The organism is Pseudomonas frederiksbergensis, from assembly GCF_001874645.1.
GTDB lineage: Bacteria > Pseudomonadota > Gammaproteobacteria > Pseudomonadales > Pseudomonadaceae > Aquipseudomonas > Aquipseudomonas frederiksbergensis_B.
Window position 1 is genome coordinate 5002698 of record NZ_CP017886.1, and the last position, 24264, is coordinate 5026961.

At 58.7% G+C, this 24264-nt stretch carries 35 protein-coding genes; 3 read left to right on the forward strand and 32 right to left on the reverse strand.

Annotation, left to right across the window (positions count from 1 at the left end):
• The 32 genes from BLL42_RS24005 to BLL42_RS24160 all read right to left on the reverse strand — a co-directional run bounded on the left by BLL42_RS24005 (nt 1) and on the right by BLL42_RS24160 (nt 22480).
• Complete coding sequence (locus BLL42_RS24005) at nt 1–534, reverse strand: phage baseplate assembly protein V (protein WP_071554802.1); 534 nt, start codon at nt 532–534, stop codon at nt 1–3.
• Nucleotides 535–552: 18 nt separating this feature from the next.
• Nucleotides 553–1665, reverse strand: a complete 1113-nt coding sequence (locus tag BLL42_RS24010; protein ID WP_071554804.1) for a phage late control D family protein — start codon at nt 1663–1665, stop codon at nt 553–555.
• On the reverse strand, nt 1653–1859 hold the full coding sequence (locus tag BLL42_RS24015; RefSeq protein ID WP_071554806.1) for a tail protein X: 207 nt from the start codon (nt 1857–1859) through the stop codon (nt 1653–1655). The genes BLL42_RS24010 and BLL42_RS24015 overlap by 13 nt, the downstream gene beginning before the upstream one ends.
• Complete coding sequence (locus BLL42_RS24020; protein WP_071554808.1) at nt 1859–2737, reverse strand: phage tail protein; 879 nt, start codon at nt 2735–2737, stop codon at nt 1859–1861. The genes BLL42_RS24015 and BLL42_RS24020 overlap by 1 nt, the downstream gene beginning before the upstream one ends.
• On the reverse strand, nt 2737–5433 hold the full coding sequence (locus tag BLL42_RS24025; RefSeq protein WP_071554810.1) for a phage tail tape measure protein: 2697 nt from the start codon (nt 5431–5433) through the stop codon (nt 2737–2739). The genes BLL42_RS24020 and BLL42_RS24025 overlap by 1 nt, the downstream gene beginning before the upstream one ends.
• 161 nt (nt 5434–5594) lie before the next feature.
• Nucleotides 5595–5924: a phage tail assembly protein gene (locus tag BLL42_RS24030; RefSeq protein WP_071554812.1), complete on the reverse strand. Its 330-nt coding sequence runs from the start codon at nt 5922–5924 to the stop codon at nt 5595–5597.
• A 176-nt stretch (nt 5925–6100) separates the two neighbouring features.
• Nucleotides 6101–6337 carry a hypothetical protein gene (locus tag BLL42_RS24035; protein ID WP_071554814.1) on the reverse strand — a complete coding sequence of 79 codons (237 nt, stop codon included), beginning with the start codon at nt 6335–6337 and terminating at the stop codon, nt 6101–6103.
• 30 nt (nt 6338–6367) lie between these two features.
• Nucleotides 6368–6892, reverse strand: coding sequence for a phage major tail tube protein (locus BLL42_RS24040; RefSeq protein ID WP_071554816.1), 525 nt, complete (start codon nt 6890–6892; stop codon nt 6368–6370).
• Nucleotides 6893–8317, reverse strand: coding sequence for a phage tail sheath subtilisin-like domain-containing protein (locus BLL42_RS24045; RefSeq protein WP_071554818.1), 1425 nt, complete (start codon nt 8315–8317; stop codon nt 6893–6895).
• Nucleotides 8307–8582 carry a hypothetical protein gene (locus tag BLL42_RS24050; protein WP_081427275.1) on the reverse strand — a complete coding sequence of 92 codons (276 nt, stop codon included), beginning with the start codon at nt 8580–8582 and terminating at the stop codon, nt 8307–8309. The genes BLL42_RS24045 and BLL42_RS24050 overlap by 11 nt, the downstream gene beginning before the upstream one ends.
• Nucleotides 8579–9067, reverse strand: a complete 489-nt coding sequence (locus BLL42_RS24055; RefSeq protein WP_081427327.1) for a Gp37 family protein — start codon at nt 9065–9067, stop codon at nt 8579–8581. Before BLL42_RS24055 ends, BLL42_RS24050 begins: the two co-directional genes overlap by 4 nt.
• Nucleotides 9064–9498 (reverse strand): gp436 family protein, encoded by a 435-nt coding sequence (locus tag BLL42_RS24060; RefSeq protein ID WP_071554820.1) that lies wholly within the window; start codon nt 9496–9498, stop codon nt 9064–9066. The genes BLL42_RS24055 and BLL42_RS24060 overlap by 4 nt, the downstream gene beginning before the upstream one ends.
• A 7-nt stretch (nt 9499–9505) precedes the next feature.
• Nucleotides 9506–9838 (reverse strand): DUF2190 family protein, encoded by a 333-nt coding sequence (locus tag BLL42_RS24065; protein WP_071554822.1) that lies wholly within the window; start codon nt 9836–9838, stop codon nt 9506–9508.
• Entirely contained in the window at nt 9835–10239 is a 405-nt protein-coding gene (locus tag BLL42_RS24070; RefSeq protein ID WP_071554823.1) for a hypothetical protein, read from the reverse strand. The genes BLL42_RS24065 and BLL42_RS24070 overlap by 4 nt, the downstream gene beginning before the upstream one ends.
• A gap of 8 nt (nt 10240–10247) precedes the next feature.
• Nucleotides 10248–11171, reverse strand: coding sequence for a major capsid protein (locus tag BLL42_RS24075; protein ID WP_071554825.1), 924 nt, complete (start codon nt 11169–11171; stop codon nt 10248–10250).
• Nucleotides 11172–11183: 12 nt separating this feature from the next.
• A complete protein-coding gene (locus BLL42_RS24080) occupies nt 11184–12290 on the reverse strand; it encodes a peptidase (RefSeq protein ID WP_071554827.1) in 1107 nt (368 codons plus the stop codon).
• A gap of 233 nt (nt 12291–12523) precedes the next feature.
• Nucleotides 12524–13000 (reverse strand): phage virion morphogenesis protein, encoded by a 477-nt coding sequence (locus BLL42_RS24085; protein WP_071554829.1) that lies wholly within the window; start codon nt 12998–13000, stop codon nt 12524–12526.
• Nucleotides 13001–13013: 13 nt separating this feature from the next.
• Complete coding sequence (locus tag BLL42_RS24090) at nt 13014–13844, reverse strand: phage head morphogenesis protein (RefSeq protein ID WP_071554831.1); 831 nt, start codon at nt 13842–13844, stop codon at nt 13014–13016.
• A 1-nt stretch (nt 13845) separates the two neighbouring features.
• Nucleotides 13846–15348 (reverse strand): phage portal protein family protein, encoded by a 1503-nt coding sequence (locus BLL42_RS24095; RefSeq protein WP_071554833.1) that lies wholly within the window; start codon nt 15346–15348, stop codon nt 13846–13848.
• Nucleotides 15345–16949, reverse strand: coding sequence for a hypothetical protein (locus tag BLL42_RS24100; RefSeq protein ID WP_071554835.1), 1605 nt, complete (start codon nt 16947–16949; stop codon nt 15345–15347). The genes BLL42_RS24095 and BLL42_RS24100 overlap by 4 nt, the downstream gene beginning before the upstream one ends.
• On the reverse strand, nt 16946–17497 hold the full coding sequence (locus tag BLL42_RS24105; protein WP_071554837.1) for a phage protein Gp27 family protein: 552 nt from the start codon (nt 17495–17497) through the stop codon (nt 16946–16948). The genes BLL42_RS24100 and BLL42_RS24105 overlap by 4 nt, the downstream gene beginning before the upstream one ends.
• A gap of 2 nt (nt 17498–17499) precedes the next feature.
• A complete protein-coding gene (locus tag BLL42_RS24110) occupies nt 17500–17796 on the reverse strand; it encodes a VpaChn25_0724 family phage protein (RefSeq protein ID WP_071554839.1) in 297 nt (98 codons plus the stop codon).
• Nucleotides 17793–18098: a DUF2730 family protein gene (locus BLL42_RS24115; protein ID WP_060765883.1), complete on the reverse strand. Its 306-nt coding sequence runs from the start codon at nt 18096–18098 to the stop codon at nt 17793–17795. Before BLL42_RS24115 ends, BLL42_RS24110 begins: the two co-directional genes overlap by 4 nt.
• Nucleotides 18095–18313 (reverse strand): TraR/DksA C4-type zinc finger protein, encoded by a 219-nt coding sequence (locus BLL42_RS24120; protein ID WP_071554841.1) that lies wholly within the window; start codon nt 18311–18313, stop codon nt 18095–18097. Before BLL42_RS24120 ends, BLL42_RS24115 begins: the two co-directional genes overlap by 4 nt.
• Before the next feature lie 6 nt (nt 18314–18319).
• Nucleotides 18320–18670 (reverse strand): hypothetical protein, encoded by a 351-nt coding sequence (locus BLL42_RS30570; RefSeq protein ID WP_236721928.1) that lies wholly within the window; start codon nt 18668–18670, stop codon nt 18320–18322.
• Between the two features lie 250 nt (nt 18671–18920).
• Nucleotides 18921–19121 carry a hypothetical protein gene (locus BLL42_RS24130; RefSeq protein ID WP_071554845.1) on the reverse strand — a complete coding sequence of 67 codons (201 nt, stop codon included), beginning with the start codon at nt 19119–19121 and terminating at the stop codon, nt 18921–18923.
• Nucleotides 19118–19339 (reverse strand): DUF7940 domain-containing protein, encoded by a 222-nt coding sequence (locus tag BLL42_RS24135; protein WP_071554847.1) that lies wholly within the window; start codon nt 19337–19339, stop codon nt 19118–19120. The genes BLL42_RS24130 and BLL42_RS24135 overlap by 4 nt, the downstream gene beginning before the upstream one ends.
• Nucleotides 19336–19830, reverse strand: coding sequence for a structural protein (locus BLL42_RS24140; RefSeq protein ID WP_071554849.1), 495 nt, complete (start codon nt 19828–19830; stop codon nt 19336–19338). The genes BLL42_RS24135 and BLL42_RS24140 overlap by 4 nt, the downstream gene beginning before the upstream one ends.
• 106 nt (nt 19831–19936) lie before the next feature.
• Entirely contained in the window at nt 19937–20464 is a 528-nt protein-coding gene (locus BLL42_RS24145; RefSeq protein ID WP_071554851.1) for a hypothetical protein, read from the reverse strand.
• A gap of 210 nt (nt 20465–20674) precedes the next feature.
• Nucleotides 20675–21346 (reverse strand): hypothetical protein, encoded by a 672-nt coding sequence (locus tag BLL42_RS24150; RefSeq protein ID WP_071554853.1) that lies wholly within the window; start codon nt 21344–21346, stop codon nt 20675–20677.
• A 19-nt stretch (nt 21347–21365) separates the two neighbouring features.
• Nucleotides 21366–22037 (reverse strand): hypothetical protein, encoded by a 672-nt coding sequence (locus BLL42_RS24155; protein WP_071554855.1) that lies wholly within the window; start codon nt 22035–22037, stop codon nt 21366–21368.
• A 20-nt stretch (nt 22038–22057) separates the two neighbouring features.
• Nucleotides 22058–22480, reverse strand: a complete 423-nt coding sequence (locus tag BLL42_RS24160; protein WP_071554857.1) for a helix-turn-helix domain-containing protein — start codon at nt 22478–22480, stop codon at nt 22058–22060.
• A 164-nt stretch (nt 22481–22644) separates the two neighbouring features.
• Here BLL42_RS24160 and BLL42_RS24165 point away from each other — a divergent pair, with 164 nt between their 5' ends.
• From BLL42_RS24165 to BLL42_RS24175, 3 genes are read left to right on the forward strand one after another with little or no spacing between them, the layout of a single operon-like run.
• Entirely contained in the window at nt 22645–22899 is a 255-nt protein-coding gene (locus tag BLL42_RS24165; RefSeq protein ID WP_071554859.1) for a DNA-binding protein, read from the forward strand.
• A 12-nt stretch (nt 22900–22911) separates the two neighbouring features.
• On the forward strand, nt 22912–23214 hold the full coding sequence (locus BLL42_RS24170) for a helix-turn-helix domain-containing protein (RefSeq protein WP_071554861.1): 303 nt from the start codon (nt 22912–22914) through the stop codon (nt 23212–23214).
• Between the two features lie 13 nt (nt 23215–23227).
• Nucleotides 23228–24160 carry an AAA family ATPase gene (locus BLL42_RS24175; RefSeq protein ID WP_071554863.1) on the forward strand — a complete coding sequence of 311 codons (933 nt, stop codon included), beginning with the start codon at nt 23228–23230 and terminating at the stop codon, nt 24158–24160.
• Nucleotides 24161–24264 lie beyond the last annotated feature (104 nt).

Genomic DNA, 24264 nt, shown 5'->3' on the forward strand with positions numbered 1-24264 from the left:
TTAATGAGTGTGGTGGTTTGAGTTGCCGCCTACGTCGATGATAGACCCGGTAGCTCCAATATTGCCATTCACCTGCAGGTCCCCATTCAAGGTGACCTGCGGGATATCCAACACCGCCGAAGGCGCCTTCACCACCACCGGCTCTCCAGATTCGACAGTCAGGTTCTGGGCGCACTTGAGCAGGGTCGCCCCAACACAATCCAGGGACATCACGCTGGCCACTTGGTCATACGTGATCACGGTGCCATCTTTGAAGCGCACATAGTCAGTCCCTTCATCTATTACCGGTGGCGGTTCTACGGTTGAATAGATTCCGCCCAGGTACACGCCACCGACTCCATCGGTATCGAGTAGCACCGCGACCTGTTCATTCAACTCCGGCATGATCGGGCGGCGCTGGGTACCCTGAGTGTTGCGCTGGGGCACATTCAGCCAATAGCTCTGCACCCCATCACGGTCATCCAGCCGCACACGGATACGGCAGCCCTGGTAATCCACCGCACTGACTTCGCCGTATTCCAGTTCAACGCCCATTCGCTTTGCCCTTCATTATTAAGCCACCACTTCGTGTTCGATTCCGTAGGTCGACAGCGCCAGATCGGGCTTGGAGTTATCCAGAGTGAAACCAATCGACGGTGCCGACACCCGGCAGACTTCCTGGTCGACGGTGTAGCCACCACTGCGGGTCATGCGGTGTTGCGACGAAAGGATCATATAGTTGCCACCCAGCTTGCCTGCGGCGACCAAGGTCACCACATTGCCGCTCACCAGGTTGGGACGGCCCATGGCGGTCCAACTGCCCGTAGTGCGCTCACGGTTAGCCTTGGCCAGCTCGGCCTTGGCTTTGGCTTTGGCCACTTCGACGGAGGCGGCGCGCTTGCGACTCTTCTTGGTGTCGGCACTGGTGGTGGTCTTGCTGGCGCTGCTCGGTACCGCGACCGTCTCACCATTGATGATCCGGTAGCTGACCAGCTGCTTCTTGACCGGGTCTTTGTGCTTGAAATCGACGGCCTTCGGCACGTCCTTGATCTTGTCGCGTAGGTGCACGTTGGCTTGATCCTGCAATAGCTGCCTGGCGACCGGCTTGCCTTTCGCCAGTTCGCTGATGGCGTGGAACACCAGCTTGTTGCCGGTCACCTTGAAGGCGTAGTCGTATTCGTCCGCCAGGTTGCTCAGGAAGGTCAGGTCGGAGTCTTGCTGGGTCAGGCGGTCGAGCTTGATGGGTTCGATGCTGCCTATCAACTCCAGTCCCAGGCGGGTTGCGACCTGCTTGGCCACGGCGTCGAGGGTAAGGTTCTCGTAGGCACGATGTTCGGTGGTGCGCAAGGCTGTGTTGATACCGGCAGCCAAGGCATGGATGGTCACGGTTGACGGTGGGCAACGCAGCTCGACCTCATCGATCTCAAAGCGTCCCAGCGTGCGAAGTGGCGCGCCTTCCCAGCCAATGGCCAAGGTCAGCGCATCACCGTGACCTGGATACCAGGCATCACGCCATTTGCCCTCGGTGTCCTCCAGTTCGACCTCCAGAGTGTCGGCCTGCCCGGACAGATAGTCGATGTAGGTCAGTGAGAGCAGGTGCAGGCTGATGTTGTGAGTGATGTTGCTGTGTTGATAGGTCAACACGAAGCGCGCTTCGGGTACTTGCTTCGGAATCAACGCATCCATGGGGGTAAATCCTCTGCGGTGGACACCGGCTCCAGCATCGGGATGGCCAAGGTCAATCCGGCTGGTAAAGCGGCGGTGAGCGGCACGTGCGGGTTGGCTTGAACGATCGGCAAATACCGATGAGCGTCACCGTAGTAGCGCCAGGCCAATTGGTCCCAGCGTTCGCCTTCGGTTGTTACGTGGGGAATGAACATCAGGCCCTCCGGGTTAGTACGTCAGCCGCAAGGCCCGACAGGCGTTTACTGGCGCTATCCATGGTGGTGATGGCCTGCCCCAGGTATTGATGGGAAGCTGAGAAACGGTCGACGATATTCCCCAGGTCAACCGGATTCAGACTGGAGCGTGCACCCATCACGCTGCCCAGAACGTCCTCACCGAGTCGGGACAGATCGGCGCCGTCGTTGAGCAACCCTGCAGCTGACGTCAACCCTTGCAGCGGTTCGATAGCCCGCGCCGTCACCCCCAGCAACTGAGGAACCTGTCCGAGGATCGTCGAGGCGTTGCCACTTTTGACTGTCTCGTACAGGTTTTTCCCAGCACTCAAGACGTTGCTGGCTGATTTTGCGTGACCGATCACCAACTGAGTGGTGCTGGGCGATGGGGTCAGCCGCGAGATGAGTCCAGGTGAACCAAGACCACTCGCTGTACCACTCAACGCCGGATTGAGCAGACCAGGTCGAATGACCTTGCGGGTAAAGGCCCCGGTGTACTCGCGCAGGCTGACTTGCACGGTCGATGCGACGACTTGGCCAACAGAGGTAGCGCGGCGAATGGCGTTGCTGATGTGGGTGATGACATAAGGGCCGAGGTATTCACCGCTGCCCATGACAAAGGCCAAGGGCTCGTGTTGGCTCTTGGCCAGGCGCAGTGAGCGCAGGCGTGCTTCGGGATCACCCAATAATGGATGCAGCTCGATGGTCAGGTTGATTTCGTCCAACCCTTCACCAATCCACTCCAGCAACGGCTTGCCCTGGATGCGCGCATGCTCGGCCCAGTCTGCTGAGCCGGTTTGCTCCATACCGCTAATACCACCAGCCACGGTGAATTCGATAGTGCCCAGGATGGCAAACATCAGGTGCGGCCTCCACCCGTTGAGCCGTAACTGCGGCGCTGTCGCTCGTGTTCAAAGCGCTCCATCATCCGCAAGAACTCGACATAACTCGCCTGCAGCCCTTGGTTGACTTGTTCCATCACACCAGGACCACCTGGCACGGTGATGTTTGGCGAGAAGCTCACCTCGATTTTTCCGCCCATACCGCCACCCCCCATCATGCTGGCCATCGAGACATCGGCGGGGTTCGGTGGGGCCATGTTGACCCTGGATTGGGACGCCATGTCCAGGGCCGCTTTGCGTACCAAGTCGGACTGACCGGTGATCCCCAAGGCTGCGCCTTCACTGACATTGGCACCGTAGCCCATGAAAACCCGGCTGGGGGAATGGATCTGCAGATCCCCGGTAAACCAGCTTTTGATGGACGAGCCCAGTTCTAACACCGCATCCGTGGCGGCAGAGGCTTTGTTCTTGATGCCGTTGACCAGGCCATCAATGATCATGCTGCCGAACTCGGTGAACTTGCCGGGCAGTTCAACACCGAAGTAACTCATCACCCCGGCAAAGGCTTTGTAGAACAGGCCCAGGGGCGAGAAGTTGACGATCAACGCGGCAACACCGGCCAGACCGCCGTCAAACGCTTTCGGTATCTCGCCGATACCTTCCAGAAGCCACCGCACAGGGGCCAGTAAGCCGGACAGCACGGCGCCGACAGCCCGACCGAACTCGATTCCTGACCAGGTGGCCTTGCCCAGTTCATCGCCCGTCACCTGAACTGGACTGAACAATTCACGGAACCAGGTGATCACCGGTTTGATGAATGTTCCCAGTTTGGCCAGCAATGGCGCCACCGGAGCAAAGGCTGCTGAGAACGCATCTCCTATCGGTTTGAGTCCATCCTTTAAACCGGTGAAGAAGCCAATCATCCAGGCCTTGAGTGGTTCCCAGTTTTTGTAGATGACTAAACCCAATGCAGCGATAAGAACGATTCCTCCAATAATCCAGCCAATTGGAGTCGCAGCAATCGCGCCACCGAACGCAATCATGGCACCAGACAACCCCGGCAGCGCGGTCGTGAGCCCCGTGACACCCGTGATAAACGGAGCCAATCGAGCGGAGAGCAAAGCGCTATTTAGCAAGGTGGTCTTGCCCGAGAGCACCGACATGGTGGTGCCCATACCGTTGAGTGCTGAGGCACCAAGATTGGCGCCGTACTTCAAGGCGATGAAGCCCAGTTTGAGCGCAACGATTCCGGCGGTGACTTTGAACACACCACTGACCAGACCTGCGTTCTCTTCTGTCCAGGCCGAAAATGAGCGAACCAGAGGGATAGCGGCTTTCGTAATGTCGAGCAGCGCGGGGAGCAGAATACCGCCCAGTCCGATGCCGACATCCGTCAAGCCTATGGTCAGCGCTTTGAGCTGCTCCTTGGGGCTGCCCATGCGCTTTGCCCAGTCCAGATCCTGTACGCCTTGATCAGCCGCCTCCATCCCGCCTTTTTGGATGCTGGCTTGTTCGTCCTGGTTGGCCAAGGCCGGACGCACAAAGGACAGTACTTGCTGGTCGCGAAACAACTCGCCCAGTTTGTAGGCTTCATTCAAACGATCCAGCGCGATCTGCCTCTCCTGGTCATCTTTCATGGCCATGACGCGCTGGAAGCCAGCGGCGGCAGCCGGACCTTTAGTGCTGGTGTACTTGGTGATGGTTGCCATCATGGCCTGCATCGGTGTCAGGCCTTTACTGATCATGCCCCTCATCGTGTCTTGCAGGTCGATACCGGCATCCGCAAACGCTTTTAACGTGTCGGGGGCGGTGATCTTCGACAGGAAGTTTTTGAAGTTGTTGGCCGCCTCATCGTTGCTGCCCGCGCCTTTACGGGCGATCTGTAGTGAGGCGCCAATCTCGGCCACGGCGCGTTCACCGGTAATGCCCAGGGCGGCAAGTTGCGGCGTGAGTTGCGGCAGCCACTTGGCCATGTCGGCCAGTTCGAACTGACCCCGTTTACCGGCATAGGCCAGGATGTTCATCGAGCGTTCAAAGCCTGCGGCACCAATGCCCAGGTTGTCATTCAGGGCGATGGCTACCGAGCCGAGATTTTCCATGCTGGCCCGAGTGGCCGTTGCGGCTTTGGCCATCACCGGGGCATAGGCCGCGAGTTCCTTCGCGCTGGAGATGCCACCGGCAATCAAGACACCGGTGCCATTAGCCACTTCGGTTTGGGTCTGATTCCAGCGCAACGCGGATTCGCGCATCACATTGCTGAGGCGTTGTTCTTCTTCCGCGTCAAAACCACCGGTAATGGAGATGTCACGCGTCTGGTCCTGAAAGTCGATGGCTTGACGAAACGACTGCACAACGGGGGCTCCGACCACCGCCGCTGTGCCCAGTGTTTCGAGTGCCTGCCCGCGCAGTTCGCCCCGTTCGGATTTGAGTTGTGCACCACGGGCCAGACTGGTGTTGAGACGTTCCTGCTTGACCTTAAGTTGATCAATGGCACGACCGACCTGGTCGTACTGACGACGTAGGCGCTCCACCCCGGTACCGCCCCGCGCCAGGGACGCCGCCAGTTCGGTGCCGATGAGTTTTTGTTTGGCGGTCAGGCCGTCCGTTGCACGACCGAGTTGCTGAACCGTCGATTTGGCTGAGCCGAATGCGGCGCTCAAACTACCAGCAACCGTAGCGCCAATTTTTAACCCGACAAGAACTTCATTGGCCATGGCGTGCCCAGCTATTTATAGGATGGAAGGTGTGTCGCCCTGATGCGGGCGACACGACATTGCGCGGAGAATGTGGCGAGGGTTACTGCTTGTTTAGCTGCTCAATCCGACGATTGATCTCGCGCTCACACGACTCGACCCAGCGCCAGTAGTCCTCCATGTCAAGCTGGGCTATTTCCGATGGCTGCAACTTCAGCACTAGCAACAGCGCTTCGTCCCAAGACTGCAGCAATGTCTCTGCCATTGGACATTTCCCGCAACACCTCGGTGGCTAGCTTCGAGTCGGCAATATCGAACTCGCCCAGGTCTTCCAATGTGATGCCAAGCATTTTCGCGCAGAGCATATCTTCCAATACGCCTTCATCTTTGGTGGCAGCCTGAGCCGCGCTGATGTCCTTGCGTTTTAGGCGCTTGATAGTCATCGAGTCCAGCTGCACACCGGCAGCGGTTTTGAAGGGGAACTTGAGGATGAAACTCAGTTTGTCGGCCATCTTTGTTGCTCCAGGTTGATCGATCTGATCGGTTGCTGTTCAAGAGCCCTGAGCATCGCACCTGGCCGTGGTGCAGACTTTTAATCGGATTTAAAGAAAAGCCCCCGCACGATGGCGGGGGCTTTGGGTTTGCCGTCCTGGCGACTCCAGTCCGTTGGAGCTGATCCTATAGATCGTCAATGACGATGGTTGCAGCGGTGACACCGGCAGTTGGGTACCATCTGGTAACGACCCGAAGACAATCTGGCTAACGCCTCGGTCAGCGCTGCAAGTGGCAGGTCCTGCAAAGATCGACTCCAGTACGCCTTCGCTCGGACATAATCCATATCGCGGCGAATCTGCATGTCGAAAATTTTGACCAGCTCCTCCGAACCTTTCCAAACCTCCTGCTGTTCCACCAGGGGCCGTTCCATAAACACCTCCAATACCGGGATCTGAATAACCTACGCCTGGCCGATGTTTTGCCGGTACTTGGCCAACTGATCCTGGCCACCGACCTTGAAGATGTTCGCTAGGTAGTCGAGCAGCACCACCTCTTCACCATTGAGAGTCTGGCGAACGTAGGTTGCGGAAAACGGCGTTTCAAACTTGCTCGGATCACGAGGCTTGAAACTGCCCAGGGCGTATTCCTTGAACATGACGGTCATCAATGTCACCAGCGGGATCTCATCTACCAGACCCGAGCTGTTGAACACCTGGACGTTGGATCGGCATTGAAGCTGAACCGTCTTGAACGGCGTGGCCATCTTCTTGGCCGAGTCGATGTACAGGCTGTTCCAGGTGATCTTGCCTTCGAGCTTGTCGATGCCGTCCGGCAGCTCGATCAACCCGACCATGCCCAGTCCCTGGAAGTCGCTCATCACGGTCTTGATAGACCCCAGGTCGATCTCTTCGCAGCGACCGAAGAAGCTGGCGCCGTCCAGGTAGACCGCTGCGTTGGTGATGCGGTGTGCGCTAAAGCCTGCCATTTATGCGGCCCCCAAGGTGACCAGGTATTCCCCGGTGATTTCGGTCTCGAAGGTGCCGCGTTCGAACGGCAGCGGCACGGTCAGTTTGTAGTTGAACAGCACGTGTCCCTGCTCCAGTTCGGTCTGCGGGTTACGGGCCGGGTCATACCAGCACTCGCCACCCAATAGCGCCTGGTCACCAATCAATTTGCGCAAGAACTGATTGACGCTTTCGCTGATGCTGTCGATCAGTGAGGTGGTGACCGGCTGATCGGTGAATTGCAGGGAGCTGTAGCGGATCGACTCGTCAACAATGTCTTTGGTGCGCCGTACGTTTTCGAAGTTGCGCATGTGGGTCACGGTCGGCCAGGCCGCCGTTCGGTTGCCCCACAGACGCAGGCCGGTGCCAAACGAGTTGAACACGGTGGTGATGCCGTTTTCGTTGAGCAGGTTGACTTCGCTGTTCGGGTCGTCGATTCGGGCCGTCAACGGACGCTCCAGACCGATCACCCCCAAGAGTTCCTGGTTGGAGCTGCTCCACCAGTAGCCCTTGTCGTTATCCACCTTGGCCCGTAGACCGGCAGCACGAATCGACAGCGGCTGCAGGCGTTCGCCATTGGTTGCGGCGTCATACACTTTGACGTGGGGATAGCACAGGCGCACCCGGTCGCTGCTGGTGTTGAAGTTGAGGGTGCCCGCTGGCCCACGACCAGCGATGACCTGCTGCACGGTGCTGCCAATCGGTGCGTCGATGTAGGCCACCGCGCCCACTTGAATCGCCGAGGCGATCAGTTCGACGCTCACGGAATTCAGCGTGCTGAAGCCTGGCGCAATGAAGATCTTCGGGAAAAAGCCCAGCAGGTTGTAACTGTCCTGGAAGGCCTTCAGACCGGTACGCAGACCCGCCGCATTCACGGTACCAATGATGTCGGCAGGCGTGACCTTGCTCGGATCGGCGTAGGCGTAGTCGGCTTTAACCGCCCCCGTCACGGGAATGGCACCGGCAGTCAGCCGCTTCACCCGACCGGTAATCAGGTCCACCGTATAGTCGGTGTTCAACACGTAGGTGGTATCACCGGTTTCGGGCTTGAGCACCAGCGATTGCAGGGCACCATGCTCCAGCTGCAGCAGGTCGTTGTCGCCGAATGCCTTCGCCTCGGCGCTGATGCTGGTGCGGTGGATGGCCGGATCGAGCACGTTGATCACCAGCACCGTTCCGGCGCCGAAGTCATAGATGCCATCCAGGGCTTCGGGAATACCGAACCCTGGCATGTCAGGGCCGAACTGGGCGCCGTCGATCTCATTCAGCGAAAGAGTCAGGCTGTTGACCGGCCCCATCGGTGCAGTTCCGACCAGGGCGATTACTGCCGACTTGACCACTCGAATGGCCCGAGGGCCGCGTTCGACTTCAATGGTTTCAATACCGTGCAAGTAGTTAGCGGGCATTGGGCTTTGCTCCTGTGTGCTCAGTGACCAGTGGGGAGTCAACCGGAGCGGCGGATTTTGGTTTCGGCGTTGACTTGGGCTCTGTCTCAGCCGGTGCCAGCACCAGGTGTTTGAGTGCCAACAACACCAAGGTGTATTCATGGTCGGCGGGCAGCTCGACGGGTTTACCGGTCAGCAGCTGCACGTCCAGCAGTTCGGCGGAGCCTTCAACACGCAAGCACGCTGCGCTTTGAGGGCCTTGATAGATGTATCGAGTCAGGTTCACGGGTATTCCTCAAAGGTGAGAAGGCTCAGCGGTGGGCCCTGTTCGGGCACCATGGATTGCAGCTGAGTGGCGCGAGTGGAAAAGTCCTGGGCGTACTGCCAAACACCGTCCCGGTGACCAATGAACTGCTCGGACACGGGGCGACAGGCCATGTCGCAATGCGGGGCGTACCAGCCGGTCAAGCAAGTTCGGATACGGTCTAGGTAGCTGACGACACCGTCCTTGCCGTTGAGCTGGCGAAACACCAGGGTCAGGCGGATCACGATGCTGCGGGCCTGAAACACCGCGTCAGTACCTTCGGAGCTACCAAAGGTCGACCTGCCATAGGCCAACAAGATCGCCCCGCACGGGTGGTTCAAGCGGTACTGCATCGGGCTTTCCGGGAACAGCTCAACGGTCAGCTCGGTGTTGAACTGTTCCTGCAAACGCTCCAGAAGCGCGCCCAGCAGCTTCTCGGTCGGGGTCTGTTCGTGGGGTTGGTTCACCGGTAGCGTTCCCACAGATTGGGACCAAATTGCTGACGACGGGCACGAACACGGATCTCGCCAGGTTCGGGCGCCGCTTCACCACCGGGCATACCCAGGGTGACCACGCCGTCGCGGATGCTCTCCAGGAGCTTGATGGTGTCCTTGCGGTTATCCTTCACCGAGTCCGGCAATGCGCCCTCGGGACGGCGCTGGTACAACCAGTGCCGCGCCAGGTACACCACAGCATCGCGCAAAACAGTCGGCACCGGATTGAGCGGCAGGTCGTAACGACCCCGCAGGTAGCCGTCGACCAATTCTGCCGCCTGGCGCACGCCGTCCTCAATCACGACTTCATTCGGCTGCTGGGCTGCTGGGTCATCGTTGGAGAGCTGGATCAAGGTCCGCAGGGGCATGGCGTTGCCGATATCGGCGCGAGTGCAGTAGCGCATAGCGACCTCAGATTCCCCGGACGATACGAATGACATCACCGGCAGCTGTCGCTGCATCCAGCGCGATGCCGTTGTCCAGTCCGGACGCTAGCGTCACGGCCCGACCTTCAGCGTCAGACTCCACGGGGTCACCTGCGGCAACGGCTGCACCGCTGGTGACCAGGCAAATGCCCAGGACGTTGATCGGTGCCACGCTGTCCGCTTCGGTGTCGGCCTCAACGACGCCAAAAGCCTTGGTGCCCGCCGCGCACAAAGCACCGGCAAAGTTGGCGAAGCGGTAACGCGGCAGGTCCACCACCGCGACCACCGAAGTGGTGAGAACAGGTTGTTGTGTCTTCACTGGTTGAACTCCTGAATCGGTTCGATGATGCGACGTTGCAGCAAGGGGCCTGCTTCGGTGTCACTCAGAGAGATGTCATCGCCCATGTGGTACCACTGGCCGTCATGAAGTACTGAGGACACGTCGGTCACGTAGTAGCGCGGCAGTTTTTCGTCCTGGGTGACTTGCTCCAGAGAGTCAAGCGGGGCTGCAGGTAGTGCAGCATTCGGCACGAGTCCTTGCGCCAAGAGGGACGTCAACGCACTACCGTCCTGGTTGAGCGTCGATCCGGTATCGGACTCCGAAGCGGCAGACGCAGCTGACGATGTCGCGTCATCCTGCAACGAGTCCTTAACCAGTCCCTGGTCATCGGTCGACGCCGATGCAGCGTCCTTTTCTTTGGGGGTGTTTTTAGCTGCCATGGCGCACCTCAGCCGTTGGTGTCGGAGATCAGGTAACCGGCATCCGCACCGACCACTACCGGCTTATAGATGTCGGTGTTGCGCACAAAGCGCACCTTGCCGCCTGCAGTGTCGTAGGTGTCGATCTCGGGCATGCCCTTGCGACGCAGGGTGTAACCAAAGCTTGGCTCTTCGTAGTCGGCGTTTGAACCGGCCATTGGCTTGGCCACGTAGGCCAGGGTCATGTTGTCGCCCCAGATGTCGGAGGTGTTGGTCGCACCGGCCAGGGCTTCACCGATGAGGATGGTCTCGATGCCGAACAACGCCTTCAGGTGCTCAAGGGTGATCAACTTGCGCTCTTGCGAGCCCAGGGCGGCCTGAAGCTTGGGGTGGAACTTCAGTGACTGGTACACCGAGGCGCCCATGGTCATGGTGTTGGGGCGAATGCCGATTTTGGCCCGCACGGCTTCCTTGCCGGCCTCGACCACCGCGATAGGGTCTCCACCGCCGTTGCTCCACTGACTGGAACCGGACAGCGTGACCTTGCTGCCCATAGGAAAAGTGCCAGGACTTTGCGCCAGCCTGGCGCAGGTGACCTCACGACGCAGGTCGATCACGTTCACCACACGACGTGAAGCACGGGCTTCGGCGTCGAACATGGATTCGTTCTGCTCGCGGTAATCCACCGGATAGGCGATGTCATGCTCGCGCAGGACCACGTCCAGACCGTCCAGGTCATCCGGGGTCATGAGGTTGGACTGGGCGCGAATCGCGCGCTCGGTGTCGTAAACCTCAAACGCTTCCTTGCCGAACAGCGGGATCACCCCAGCCTCTTTGTCCATCAGCGCGATGGGGAACAGCGCCTCACCAATGTACTGGGCGTTGCGATAGCCACGCGCCAGGTTGGTGAGGACGGGATCGACGACCCGCAGTATCTTCAAACGATCAGCCATGATGACTCCTGGTTACTTGACGAGCTGGCGAACTGCCGACTCGTAGGGAATGTTTTTCTCGGCGGCCAAGGCGGTGGCACGGTTGTGCAATCCGAGGCGGTCGGGGTCGGTGTTCTTCTCGGCGAACTCCATGTCCATCGCTGAATGACCGTCACCTTTGCGGTCTTTGCTCGCCTGTTCGGCGAAGTCGATTTGCGTCGGCAGGTCGTTGAAAATCGCCTTCAGCCCGTCGACAACCGGCGCACGCTGGTCGCCTTCGCCAAACTCCAGTGGCGCGTCACCGGCTTCGGCGAAGTCCAGGACGGCGATCAGGGCATCAGCATGTTTGGGCAGCAAACGACCGGCGCCGACCAGGCCTTCGGCAAACGCCAGGTTGGCGGCGTGGCGGGTCTTGGCAGCGGCGTTGCGTTCGTTGGCTTGGTGTTGCTCAACCAGGGTTGAGAGACGCTGGTTCTCCGCTTCCAGGGCGGCTTTCTCGGCCTCAGTCACAGGCTGTTCCTCGGTGGTTTTGGGTGGGGTTTGGGTGGGCTCGCTAAAGGCCGGGCGGCTGTCTTCGCGGCAGGCTTCTTCGGCCAGGTTGTCAACGTCGTAACCCGGCACCACTTGGTCAGCCGTTTCCTGGCCGAACTGGGCGATCAGCCACTCACGCAGACGGCGGAAGACATGGGCGGTGATGCTGTCGCTGAAGTCACCAAACTCAATGACGCCTTCCTCGCCATCCGCCAGCTCGATGGGACGCAGGCCCTTCACCGCAGGTGGCTGGGCGCCGAGGAAGCCGACATGGCGCAGGTAGTACACGCCTGGCACCGGGTTGTTCGCGGCGTCGGGGTGGTAGAAAGAAGCGGAGATTTTCTTGTAGCTACCCTTGCTCACCTGCTCGGCAAAGGACACATCGACCTGTTGCGGTTCGGCCATCAGCCCCAACGGCGTGGTCGACAAGGTCTTGACCCAACCGGCTGCTGGGCCGTCGTGTTTGGGGTGGCCAATAACCAAAGGGGCTTCGTGCAAATCAGGGTTATAGGCCTGCACCGTCGCGGCCAGATTGGCCGCGCTGATGGTGTAGCTGTCACCATTCATCGCGGTGTGCGTTCCCGGCTTGAAAATGTGCAGTGGTTTCATGGGCTGTGCGCTGCTTGGAAGTGATACGCACAGACTGAACCGCTGAGCGGCCCATGACTTTTAATCGGGTTTAAAGAGTGTTGATGGGGGCGAACACCGCAAACGGTGTAAGTGGCACCCGCGTGGCGGGTTTGGAATACGGCGGGAGGGGTTTATAAAACGTTTACAGCGATGATCAGGGAGGCCAGAGGATGAACCGGAGCCGCTCGGCATTCACAGGGCCTCTGAGGGCCTTACACGCGAGCGGCTTTTTCCAGGTGATTCAGGGCCAGCTCCAGAATGGCTTCCTCTGCTTCGGGCTGCAGCACGCCCTCGGTATCCATCGGCAGGTACTCACGCGCCGGGATATCACCCCATAGGTGTGGGAACTCTGATTGCTTGCCACCGAAGTGCATCATGGCTGCATAAGGTTTGTTGCTGCCGACCAGGGCGGAGCTGTCATCTGAGTGACTGGTGATCGAGGCGGCCAAACCGGCAGAGCTGACCTGCAGCATTTGACCTGGCCAGTTACCGTTCTTCGCACGTCGCTCGGTGGTGACATCGGACAGCTCGGCCCAGTCGGGGCGACCTTCCTCCTCAAAGTTCTCCTCGGTCTGGCTGGCCATCTCGGCAGCAATGCCGCGCATCAATGGCGTCAGGTCACCCACGGCCCACTCAATGGTGTTCAGCAGTTGCTGCAAGCGTGGGCTGTCCAGTTCAACGGTAATCATTGCAACACTCCTGTCAGGCTGCTGAGGCCTGTTTACGTTTGAGCATGTCCGCCAGCCCGGTACCGGGCGCATGGTTAAACCCAGGATCGGTGCGGAATGTAATTGGCTTGCCCGCCGTATCGGTGGTGTGCACCAAGGTGACCTGGGCGGTTCTAACTTCGCCGGTACGCTTGTCGACGCCGGTTTCAACCGTTTCATTGGACACTTGTCCCTGGCTGGAAACGATGGTCAGGCCACGGCGCTTGACCGCCGACTCGGAGAGCGCGGTCACCCGGCATCGGCAGTTGAAGCCGTTCGGTGGGTAGATCGCTGACCAGACCGGATCATCATGCCGGTACACCGTGCCGCTAAGCGCCCGATGACTGGGGCGGGTTTTGCCGTCCAGGATCGCCACGTAACGCCAGTACGGATGGGTGTCGCCGGTCTCTTCCATGCTGGCCTTGCGACCGGCCATGTAGGCGCTCTGCAGGTTGGTCTGGTAGATGGTCTTGAGCCGACGCGGGCTGCCCAGCTGGACCAGCTCGCCAACACCCTGGCTGTCGACGATCACCTGTTGACCCCACCAGCCCTGGGACTCCAGCGTCGGCTGTAGCTCCTTGATGAATTGCTTGAGGGTTTGACCTTCCTGCAACGCTGTTTCCACCGCGCCGCGAATATCTGAAAGCAGGTCCAGGCGCATGGCCTTGGCCACCGTGAAAGACTGATCGTGTGCCTGGTCACGCATCTCCTGCCAGTTCCAGGTGATCGCGTAGCCCTTGCTCTTGAGGTAGGTAATCGCGGCCTCAGGCTCCAGGCCGAAGATCGCTTTGAGGTCCGCAGGGTTCGAGGTTTTGGCGGTGGCCATGTCAGTCCTCCCGATCCGCGCTGGCACTCAGTCGGCCCCAGGTGTTGGCGATGAACAGCAGGTTCGTCAGCTTGCTCTCCAGCTCCTGCGCATCCATTGACGGGAAGGCTTCGGCCAGCAGGCCGAGCGCCTCAGTATCGGAGCGGGCCTGCAGCAGTGCATCGATCAGCGGAGCCACGACCTGTTCGCTTTGTTCCTGGAGCAGCTCGGCGGGCAGGTTCTCAATGGCTTGGTCCAGGGCCAACTGATCCAGGATAGGTTTTAGGGTGGGCTCGGCAAACTCCGCTGTGGGTGCCGGTCCAGATGAAGGCGTATCGACCAGGTCGCCTTCCTTGAGGTTGTAGACACGGGTCCAGTATTGGGGGGTGAACTGCACACCGGAGTCCGTCAACGACTTGTCACGCTCGGCCAGAGCCTTGTTGATTTCTTCCTGTTCCCACAGGTCATACACCGGGGCGGCAACGTGTTCACCGAAGTTCAAGTCGACGATCAGGCGGATGATTGCGTTCAGCGTCGCCATGACGATGCCCTTGTCACCGTCCCGAATGTCCTTGGTTACTTCCAGCCCAGCGGTCGCACTGGCCTTGTTGCTGTTGGCTTCGGTGGTTTGGTTCTGCCCCAGCAGGCCGACGTTGATCTCGCTACGGCAATACACCAACAGTTCGCGATAGACCTCGGCACTTCCGGTCTTGCCCGTGGCTTCGATGATCTCGACGCTGGAGTCATTCGGAATCGCGGCGACGGCGTCCTGAACCATGGCTTCAAGGCTGTCGAGCAGCAGATCGGTTTCACCGGTACTGGCACCACGCGGGTGTTTGCCGATCACCCAGGGCGAGCCGTACTTCTCGGTGAACTGCACCCAGAACTTCAGCCCACCCTTCATGAAGATCACCGGCCAAAAGCACATCGACAGGTCGGCAAAGCCATACGGGTTGTTATAGGTTGCGTCCTGACGGGCCACGACAAAACGCTTCGGGCTGCACAGCTCGCCGCTCATACCCGCATCACGGGCGCGGAAACGCAACTGATTCTCCTGGTCGTAGAGGAACCACTCGGCAGGCTTGCCCAAGAGATCCATGGGAACGATGTGCATGCCCAGCGGTTGCCACATCAGTTCAATGGGCTGAAAGCCAAATAACGGCGCATCCAACATCTCGCGGATAATCCGGTCGAGATCGAGGTCGGTCAGCCAGTCACGCACAAAGCGCTCGACCCGCACCGGGGCGTTGCCGCGTTTCAGGTCACGCTCCAGAGCAAGCACCGAGGACTTGCGGCGACGAATGTTGCCGCCGACCAGGGCGGAACTGCGCAGGTCGCGATAGACCGTAATGTCCTTTCCCTGGGCCTTGAGGATTGGGTCAGGGTTGGGCAGGTACATCCCCAGCGACTGAGCGTCGAAGCTACGTGCCCGGCTGGCAATATGGTCGGTCAGCCCCTTGTCGCGCTTGGGCTCGGCAAAGTTGACGAATTCCGTGGGTGAGACCCACACACCTTTCTTGCTCATGCATACCCCTGAGTCATGCGGGTGCCCTGACGCGGGCGACGGGATTTAACAGAGACCGGACCTGAAACCATTTCCAGGGTCGCGAAGTTGGCCAGCATGCCGGCCCCCGCGAAGTCACCGTGGCGGTGCAGGTCCGGGTCTTTAAGATCTTGCGAGCGGGCTTTCATGACCATTGGGATGCCGTCCACCGTTTCGATGGAGCGCACGTCCTGTTGCAGCGAGTCGTCCTTGGGCAGCGTGATCGTGCCGTCCTCAAAGAGCTGAATAAACTTGGGCATCCAAGCGCCGTACCAGGCACGACTGAGTTTCACCTGCTGGATGCGGTCATGACCAAACTCGTCGGCGGTGTCTTCGGCCAGGGTCTCGCCGTTGCCGGTGGCATCCAGTGCGGCACCGACAAACCGTGGCAGGCCGCGCAAGATGTAGAACAGGATCTGCTGCTGTTGGCGGGTCGGCACCTTGTGCATTTCCATCACGAACGGCACATCACGGTGCCGCGCTTGGTCGACCGACATCGGGCAGATGATCGAAAAATCCCGGTGACGGGCATAGTCCATGCCCAGGTAGTGACGATACTCGGGCGTCAGTGACTGCATCAGCGGAACCAGATAACGCTCAATCCAGTCATCGACATACGCCTCACGGCGGGCCACCGACTGCAGCGCAAAACCATCATCCAACGCCAGGCGTAGGACCGTCCGACCAGGACGCATGGCGTCCTCGATCCACACCCCTGGAATGCACACGCCGTTGCCATCGCGGGGAACGGCATCCAGTTCCTCGCGCATCTGCGCCTTGCGCGGGCCATAGGCGTTACGGATCTTTTTGTACCAGGCTTCCTTGCCTTCCGGCGTTGGCTGCTCCCCGGTCATTAAGCACTTGCGTTCATACAGACCGTTGGCCACGGCATCATCGAAGGTGGCCCGATAGACCCGCGCCGTATCGCCATAACGACCGTCACGGATATCGTTGACCATCTGGTTAAAGGCGTTGCCCTTGCCGTTATGGGTGCTGATGATGACGATGCGACCGCCCCAGATCAGCAAGGCGGTGGCGGCATCGAGCACGGCGGACACGTCACGGTGAAACGCCGCTTCGTCGATGATGACCTTGCCTTGCAAGCCCCGCACACCAGCCGGATTACTCGACAGCGCCACGATCTTGTAGCCCGAGGCATACCGGATGCGGTAGGCGTTGATCTGGCGGGTGGTACCGGATTCGTCCTGATCTTCGAACAGGAATTCTTCGATCTCGCTGACACCCGAGGCCTGGGCCTCGGCGATTACCCGACTGAACTTGGCGCAATAGCCAATGAACTCCAGGCCTTTTTCCTTGGTGTCGCCGATGTAGAAACAGTCCATGCCACCGGCCACGCTCTGTGACGCGGCGGTGATCACCGAGTCCAGGGCCTCGGCAAAGGTGACGCCGGTACGGCGACCTTTCTCACAGAGCTTGATCTGCGCATCAATGCCCAGCCATTCAGACTGGTGGGCCATGAGGATGCCCGCAGCCAGCGGGTTGTAGTCCGAGGGAATCTGCCGCACGCTCGGCGGCAGTTCGTCCCATTCGACGACCCGCAGCGTACTAGGCGAGGGTTTCATTGCTTCACGCCCAGGAACTGCTTACGCCAGAACATGGCCTGTTCTTCGGTCATGCCCTTGGCCTTGACCGCGCTGTCCAGTTCGGCAGCTTGCTCCTGAAGCAACCGATCACGACCGGCCTGTTCGGCAGCCTGACGCTCCTTCATGCTCAAGGTGCGGGCCTGCATGGTGTTCTTGGCGGCACGGGCGAGATCCGCCACTTCCTTGGTGGTCACGTCATCCTTTTCATGGGCGCCCATCGCGGCCTGGTAAGCCAGGGTCGAGATTGCTTCCACCAACAAGGCACCGGTCTTGTCCGAGGCATCTTCACCAAAGGCACCGACAAAGGCTTCCGCCTGCTCGCGATGCTGTCGGGCCTTCTCGGTCAACAGATCAAAGCCCAACTTGAAGCGCCCCAACGCACTGCGACTAGGGGACTTTTCGTTGGGGAAGCGCGACTGGATATCGGCCAGCATATCATCCAGCGTCATGCGGTCTTCGCGCAACAGCTTCTGGATGTACGCCTTGACCATCGGTGGCAAACGGTTGATGGATGACTTGCCCGCCATGGTTAAGCTCCTGGCCGCTTGATACCGGGAGCACGTACGCGTCCAGCAGCAATGTCCTGACCACGTTCGGTCAGAGTGGCAACCAGCACCGGCCCCACGTCATCCAAGGTCAATGCGCCTTGCTCCAGCAGCCAGTGCAGTTCGGTCTTGACCTGGTCACGGCTCAGAGTATGGCCGTAATTGTCCAGGGCCATGGTCAGCACCGAGCTGTTGGCTCGGTAGGCCGTCATCTCGGCCAGCAGGCGCAGAATCACCAGGCGGATGTCCTGGCGCAGGTATTCAGCGTAGGGCGTCTTCATGTCTTCTCTCTCAGCAGGTAATCATTGATCCGGTCCAGCGAACGGGCCAAAGGGCCCAGCGCTTCCTTGACCCCCGACAGTTCCGCCCGCACGGCTTTCATGTCGCCCAGCAGATCGGTGACGGCGGTCTGGTCTGGAAGATGCCGGACGTGCTCTTCCAGGGCGACGATGCGGGTGCGCAGCTCCAGGAGTTCCTGGCCGCTAGCCGCTTGGCGTTTGGTCATCCAGGTGTAGATTCCGAGTACCGTCAGGATCAGCCACTGCACGGTTTGGAAGCCAAAGTTGAGTTCGTTCAGGTTCATCGAAAACCCCGCGTAGCCAAGTGTTCCAAGGCGTCTAAGCAATCAAGGCAATGTTCGGTACCAGGCTCGGCCTGGCGACGGTCTTCGGGAATGGCGTCACCGCATTCCTCGCAGCGATAGGCCGAACGGCCTGAGCGCCGCTGCAGCCCACTGGTATGGGCACGCAGGATCGCCTCGTTGGTGTCGTCATCCGTAGCGTGTTCAGCTACATCCATAGAGCGTCAGTCCTTTTTCTGGAGATCCAGCAACCCGTTGAGCTGGGCGAGGTTGTTGCGAGCCCACAGGCCGTAGTCCTGGGCGTGGGCAAGAATGTCGGCAGGCGTGACGCCGCTTTCCAGTAGCTCGGCGTCAGTGCCGGGGGTGGGCCAGGCCGCTTGTTCAGCAACGCTGGCAGCGGTGCCCGGTCTTGGGGTGGGCACACCGAGGGCGGCGTTGTAGTCGCGCAGCCAGCCAGCAGTGAACACGCAATGAGGGATAGGCTGAGCAGCAACGCCCGGTGCCGGACGGTATTGGGTCGTGACATGGGGAATGCGTTCCTGGAGCTGGCGTTTTTCTTTGGCGTGGCGATCCATGACATCGAGCAGTAAGGCTTCGGTTTCATTGGCTCGGGTGACTTGTTGCAGCAGCTGCAGGCGGTTGGCGCTCTCGGCGACTCGCGCTTGTTCTGCGTGCTCGGTCTTGAGATTGGCCAGTCCGGTGTCACCCAGTGATGCGGCATACCGAAAGCCAAAGCCGTAGGCGATGGAGCCCGCTGCCGCCGCACTGAGTGCGCAGGCAAAACCGACAGCGGCCAGACGCGCAGGCAGTGGCCAGACAAGCTGTTCAAGTGCGCCAATGCTGATGCCTCAGACGGTTGCGTGATTTGCGCGCTGCCGCAATACCGGTCTTGCCGTGGCGATAAGGGGGCATGACGTTGGGGCTGATCCAGGTTCCGGCAGCCGTGCTGGTGGAGACCCAGCGACAGGCCCCAGCCAAGCTCGCCATCAACGCAGCAAAGGTACTTCCGAACAGGTTCAGCCTCATGAGGAAGCCCCCTGATCCGGTGGCCCCTGTTTGATCAGGCGCACAACTGTCAGCAGCAGTGCCAACACGCTATTGAGCGTGGCGTATGCTCGGTCCGACAGCTGCGCCTGCCACATCGGCAGCAGCTCCAATTGAGCGACGCCGAGTAAGACCAGCAGTACGCCAAGCTGGACGCTGTAGAGCTTGTAGCAGCACCGCCAGGTGCAGATCAGTTTCATGCGGGAGCCCCCGCCCCATGCTGGACACCGCGCTCGATCCCGGCCAGGGCGAGACCATCAACAATGACTGGCTCGCCGTACCACAGACCACCTGGCAGTGGGCCTGGGCCGTTCTCATGGCGGATGATCGCCAGCACCAGACCGCGCATGGTGTCGTACTGGTACACGTCGACGCCTTCAAAGTCTAGGTCGAGGCCCATGGCGCGAGCGACTTGCTGGGTGTAAGCCTTGGTGTCGTTTTCCGAGGCTGGCGCCCAGCGTTCGATGATCTCGCGCACGCTGTCGATCCGGCTGCCATCAGCAGCACGACGTTTGTCCTGGTAGGTAATCAGGACGCGGGCAATGGCCCGAATGCCCCAGCGCGGACCATTGAACTGAACGAAGGCGCTGTCGGTTTGAACAGCGGCCATGCCTTGCCAGCGCACGCCCTGGGCATGACGGATATTGCCGGGGTTGAAGTTACGAATGCCGCGTGGGGTTTCGGGTCGCATGAGACGCCTCCAGTAACGGCGCCTCTAATTTTGAGGACGCCAAAAAACACACACCGCCATCATCGGCGGTGTGTGTTCGGAGGACTTTTAATCGGGGTTTAAGAGATCAGTGGATCGCGCTTTCGCGGAAGTCGAAGAGTTGGGACACCAGGCGCTGGAACCAACCGACCTTAACTAATTGCTCTTTTTTGTAGCCCATCGCTCGCATGGTTTCGTTGTGGCAAATGCAGTTGAGCACATGCAATACCGGTGGTTCTTCAGCCTCGATGCTGAGCCTGGACTGAGTCACGCCTAACAAGCACTCCTCGGACTGCGGCTGAAGCATCAGCTTTTCCAGCTCGACATAACGGCGCATAAAATCAGCATGGGCGCGAGCACGTTGTGCGCTGCCAATGACCAGGTTAATCGACGCCAGTATCGTGACCGTAGCTGAGGCCAGTAATGCTATCCCCAGTGCGTTCTTCTCAAGGATGCCGTAAATCGCCGCTGACCCAAAGATCACCGAGAGCATGTTGGAAAACTGATCCAGACGGTCGAAAAAAGCCCGACGACGCTGGTGGTAGCGGATGGATCGGCGGATGCCAAACAACATGTCATGCCAACGATCCGCCAAATCAGTGCTTACTTCCCCCATTTCCGTTTCCTCCATCTGGCCGTGGTGGCGGCTTGAGTGTATCAAACACTACATTGCGTCCTGGACCTTCACTATAGTCGATGCTCTTTTTGCCGCGCTCCTCGGAGTTGGTAGCCCGCTCGCGACCGCTTTCACTCTTCTCACGACTCTGGTCCTTGCTGTCTTTTGACACTGGGTTACTCCTTTAGTTATTGGAATATGTGATGAGGGTCAGTTTGTGCAATGTGCAGGCCTTGGTTTTTCATTCGTTTCCTTCGTCTTGGCGTCATAAGTGAACACCCTCAGGCATTCTTTCCCGCCGCCAAACTTCTTTCTCAGATCCGCATCCAGCTCCGCGTCTGCTTTGGCAACGGCAATAGGGTCAGCAGATTTCAGGCATTGATCACGAGCTGCTTGGTACGAATTCGAGGCGTCTCTGATTGAGCCGGGAATCTTCTCAACACCAGCATTGTTCGCAGCACTCAACTGAGATTGCCACCACGATCTGGCGTAGAGGCCTGCGGAGTAGCATTGCCCAAGCGGTTCAAAGACAGAGTTACCAAACTTGTTTTGGCCAGCGTCGGCAAGAACATTGAAGGCACGGCTCTGAGCGCCCAGTTCCTGGAGTTGGCCTTGCTTCAGAATAGCGGCGCTGTCAGCCATTGCTTTATCAAGCGCAGAGATGTGCTGGGAGGCGCTGAGCAATGCTTGTTCGCTTGCGCTGCTGTAGGTGGTGAGGGCTTTCACGGGCTCAAACTTTGAGCTAGCCGTGAGCTGTTGAGGTTTTGAGAGACCTACCAACAACCAGTATCCCACCACGATTATCAGCACCCAAAAAGAGACCATGCCAACCTTCTCAGGAGTACCCATATCTTTCCAAGTTCTACGTTTTATTTTTGTCATGAGTCTTTCCCTATTGACATTAGAACCAAAATCGTCCGACTAAAATGCCGAATGCGAACAGTCCCAAAGAATTCCATTTGTAGGTAAGCAAAAAATGCTGAAGCGGCAAGGTGTTCTGAAAGTTCGGTTCCGATGCTGGAGGCGATATTGGTTGGATTTGGAACGCTTGGATGAAGCCGAGAACCTGTTGAAGTTCAGTCCGCTTAAGGTGTTTCAGTTGAGTTCGTCCAAAAGTCACATCACAAAAATCATTCATCTCCTGCTTTGCGTCTTTTTCCGCCACCGCTCGTAAAATTTTTCCCGTAATACGGCGTTTGTCGGCAACCTCCTGCAACTGTTCTAACCGAGCTTGGAGAACATCTCTTGCTTCCTGGAAGTCGTCGGCACATATCTCATCGATTGAGCTAACGGCTAGCTGAGCATGCACGCTACGCCAAGCCTCTCGCGGATCATCTCCAAGCTCTTCACACCTAGCCCGTAATTCGTGAAGTTCTTTCCTCTGCGCAGAGAGCAGAGATCGAGGGGTGGGTTTTTCGGGGAAGTTAAGCTGCGTACCAAAATTGATATTCGCGTTGTTCCCTTTTACCTTTATTTGCGATGGAGGCCCCTCATCATGGGCTAACGGAAACGAACTGAAACTCTCGGCAAGCCTCGTTGATATTTTATTAAGCTTTTCATCCTCACCCTGCATAACAACTCCCTTCTACTACGTCAGCGGTTAACCACCAACTTCAAAAGTTTGCCAACTTGAGCTTCATCCAACTCTTGCTCCGGCACCAAAATGTTGTAGACCTCTGCCGCAGTTATTGCTAGCTCTCTAGCGGGCCAGCGGCGCGTAGTCTGCTGCATGAGCCCTTCGAGCATGTCGGTAATTCGAGCCAACCTAGGCACATCGATCTCCGATGACGATTTACTCGTTACACCTCCAGTATCCGAGTACTTGCCTGTGATGATGTAAAGCACATCCCCACCAGACTGAGAAAACGCTCCCAAGTACGAAGCGTCAGGCTGGCGTTCGCCTTTCTCATAGTTCCGCTGTGATCGCATGGTCACACCACAAAGGTCGGCCAGTTGTTGCTGACTCAACCCAAGCCGCTCCCTTTCCTCGCGCAATCGCTCTCCAAAAAAAGGCACGTTTGTTCCTCAAATAAATTGACATGGGAACGAATGTTCCCCATTATTCACCACAGAGAACAGCACATGACCCCGGTTAACCACAACATAAAGCGTAGTTGTGTACTGACAACTCAATCACAACAGCTCACCGAATAACCGCAATTTACCACATAGGAGGCGCCATGAACGGCCCCGCAACGTCACTTGATTCTGCGCCATTGCCGTACCCACAAACACCCAAAAGCGCCAATGCCTGGTTTGTGAGTCATGGCATTTGCAAGGCGCACTGGGCGAAAGCCCAAGGCCTTGACCGGATGACCGTCGTTGACCTGTTACGGGGGAGATTGAAGGGGCTGCGTGGCGAGGCTCATCACGCAGCCGTTGCCCTGGGATTGAAGGCCAACCCAGCAAACATCCAATCTGCCGTTGCCGCGTAACCGGAGCCCCTCATGACTCAAACCGTTTCCGCCGCAGCCCGTGTATTACGTGTGCTCAAGGCTTTAAAGGGCCACACCGTTACCGGTCTCAGCAACACCGAACTGGCCCAATTAACCCAGGACAGCCCCAGCAACATCACCCGCGCCATGCAGACCCTGATCGAAGAAGGCATGGCGGTGAAGCTGGATAACGGTCGCTTTGCCCACTCGATTGGCTTGTTGCAGATCGCACAGGCCCACGCCGAACACATGGCGCGCTTGACCCACCGGATGCAGGAAATCAATCAGCGCATTGCCGCTGGCTCGATGAATTAAGGAGAACACTGTCATGGCTCGTAACAAAGTAGAAGCTCCAGATGCCGTTGAACTACCCGTCCTGGACGGCGAGATGCTGACTGCGAATCAGAATGCAATGGCAACAATGCTCATCTCGCACAGTGACGATCGAGACCTGGTAAATCAGATGCTTGGTCAGGCTCAGATGGCAGATGCGTTTGCTCGATTTTCGGTGACCGTCACCACTTCTAAGTTGGCCTATGTGAAGGAAAACAAGCTGTACCGGGCCTTGAGCGGCAAGAAGGGTGGTGACGGTCACCAGTTTTCAGGGACATGGGAGGAGTTCTGCGGGCTTCTCGGTCGTTCCCGTGAGCAAGTAGACGAAGATATCCGAAACTTGCGAGTACTCGGTGAAGCCGCCCTCGACTCCATGTCCCGCATGGGTATCGGTTACCGCGAAATGCGCCAGTACCGGCGCCTGCCTGAAGACGAACAAGCCGCCCTGATCGAAATCGCCAAAGCTGGTGACAAGGATGCGTTCCTTGATCTGGCGGAAGAGATCATCTCCAAGCACGCCAAAGAGAAAACGGAGCTGACCCAGCGCCTCGACGACGTCAATGCTGACTACGAGGCTCAGGGCGAGGTCATGGCGAAGCGCTCCGGCGAGCTGGACCAAGCCCGAATGGATTTGGAGAAAGCCCGTAAGCGCATCCAGTCCGCCACACCTGATGACGTGATCAAAGACCTGCGCAGTGAAGTGGTGGCGCTGAGCTTCGAGATCGAATCGAAGGTGATGGGGCCATTGCGTGAAGGTTTCACTCAGATGGCAGAGCACGCCAACGAAACGGGGCAGGATCATCGTACGTTCAAGGCGGACCTGATCCGCCAACTGGAAATCACTCTGGCCACCGTGCGCAGTGAATTCCACTTGCCTGCACACCAAGGCGATAGCAAGCCGGTCTGGATGGCTGCGGACGAGGCCTGAACATGAACCCGGTTCAGACCCAGCTCCTGGCTCAGATCGCCCAGCGGGCAGCCAGTGCCCCGCATGGTCAGCGCACCGCCATCTACAAGGCAGGGGCTACTGAA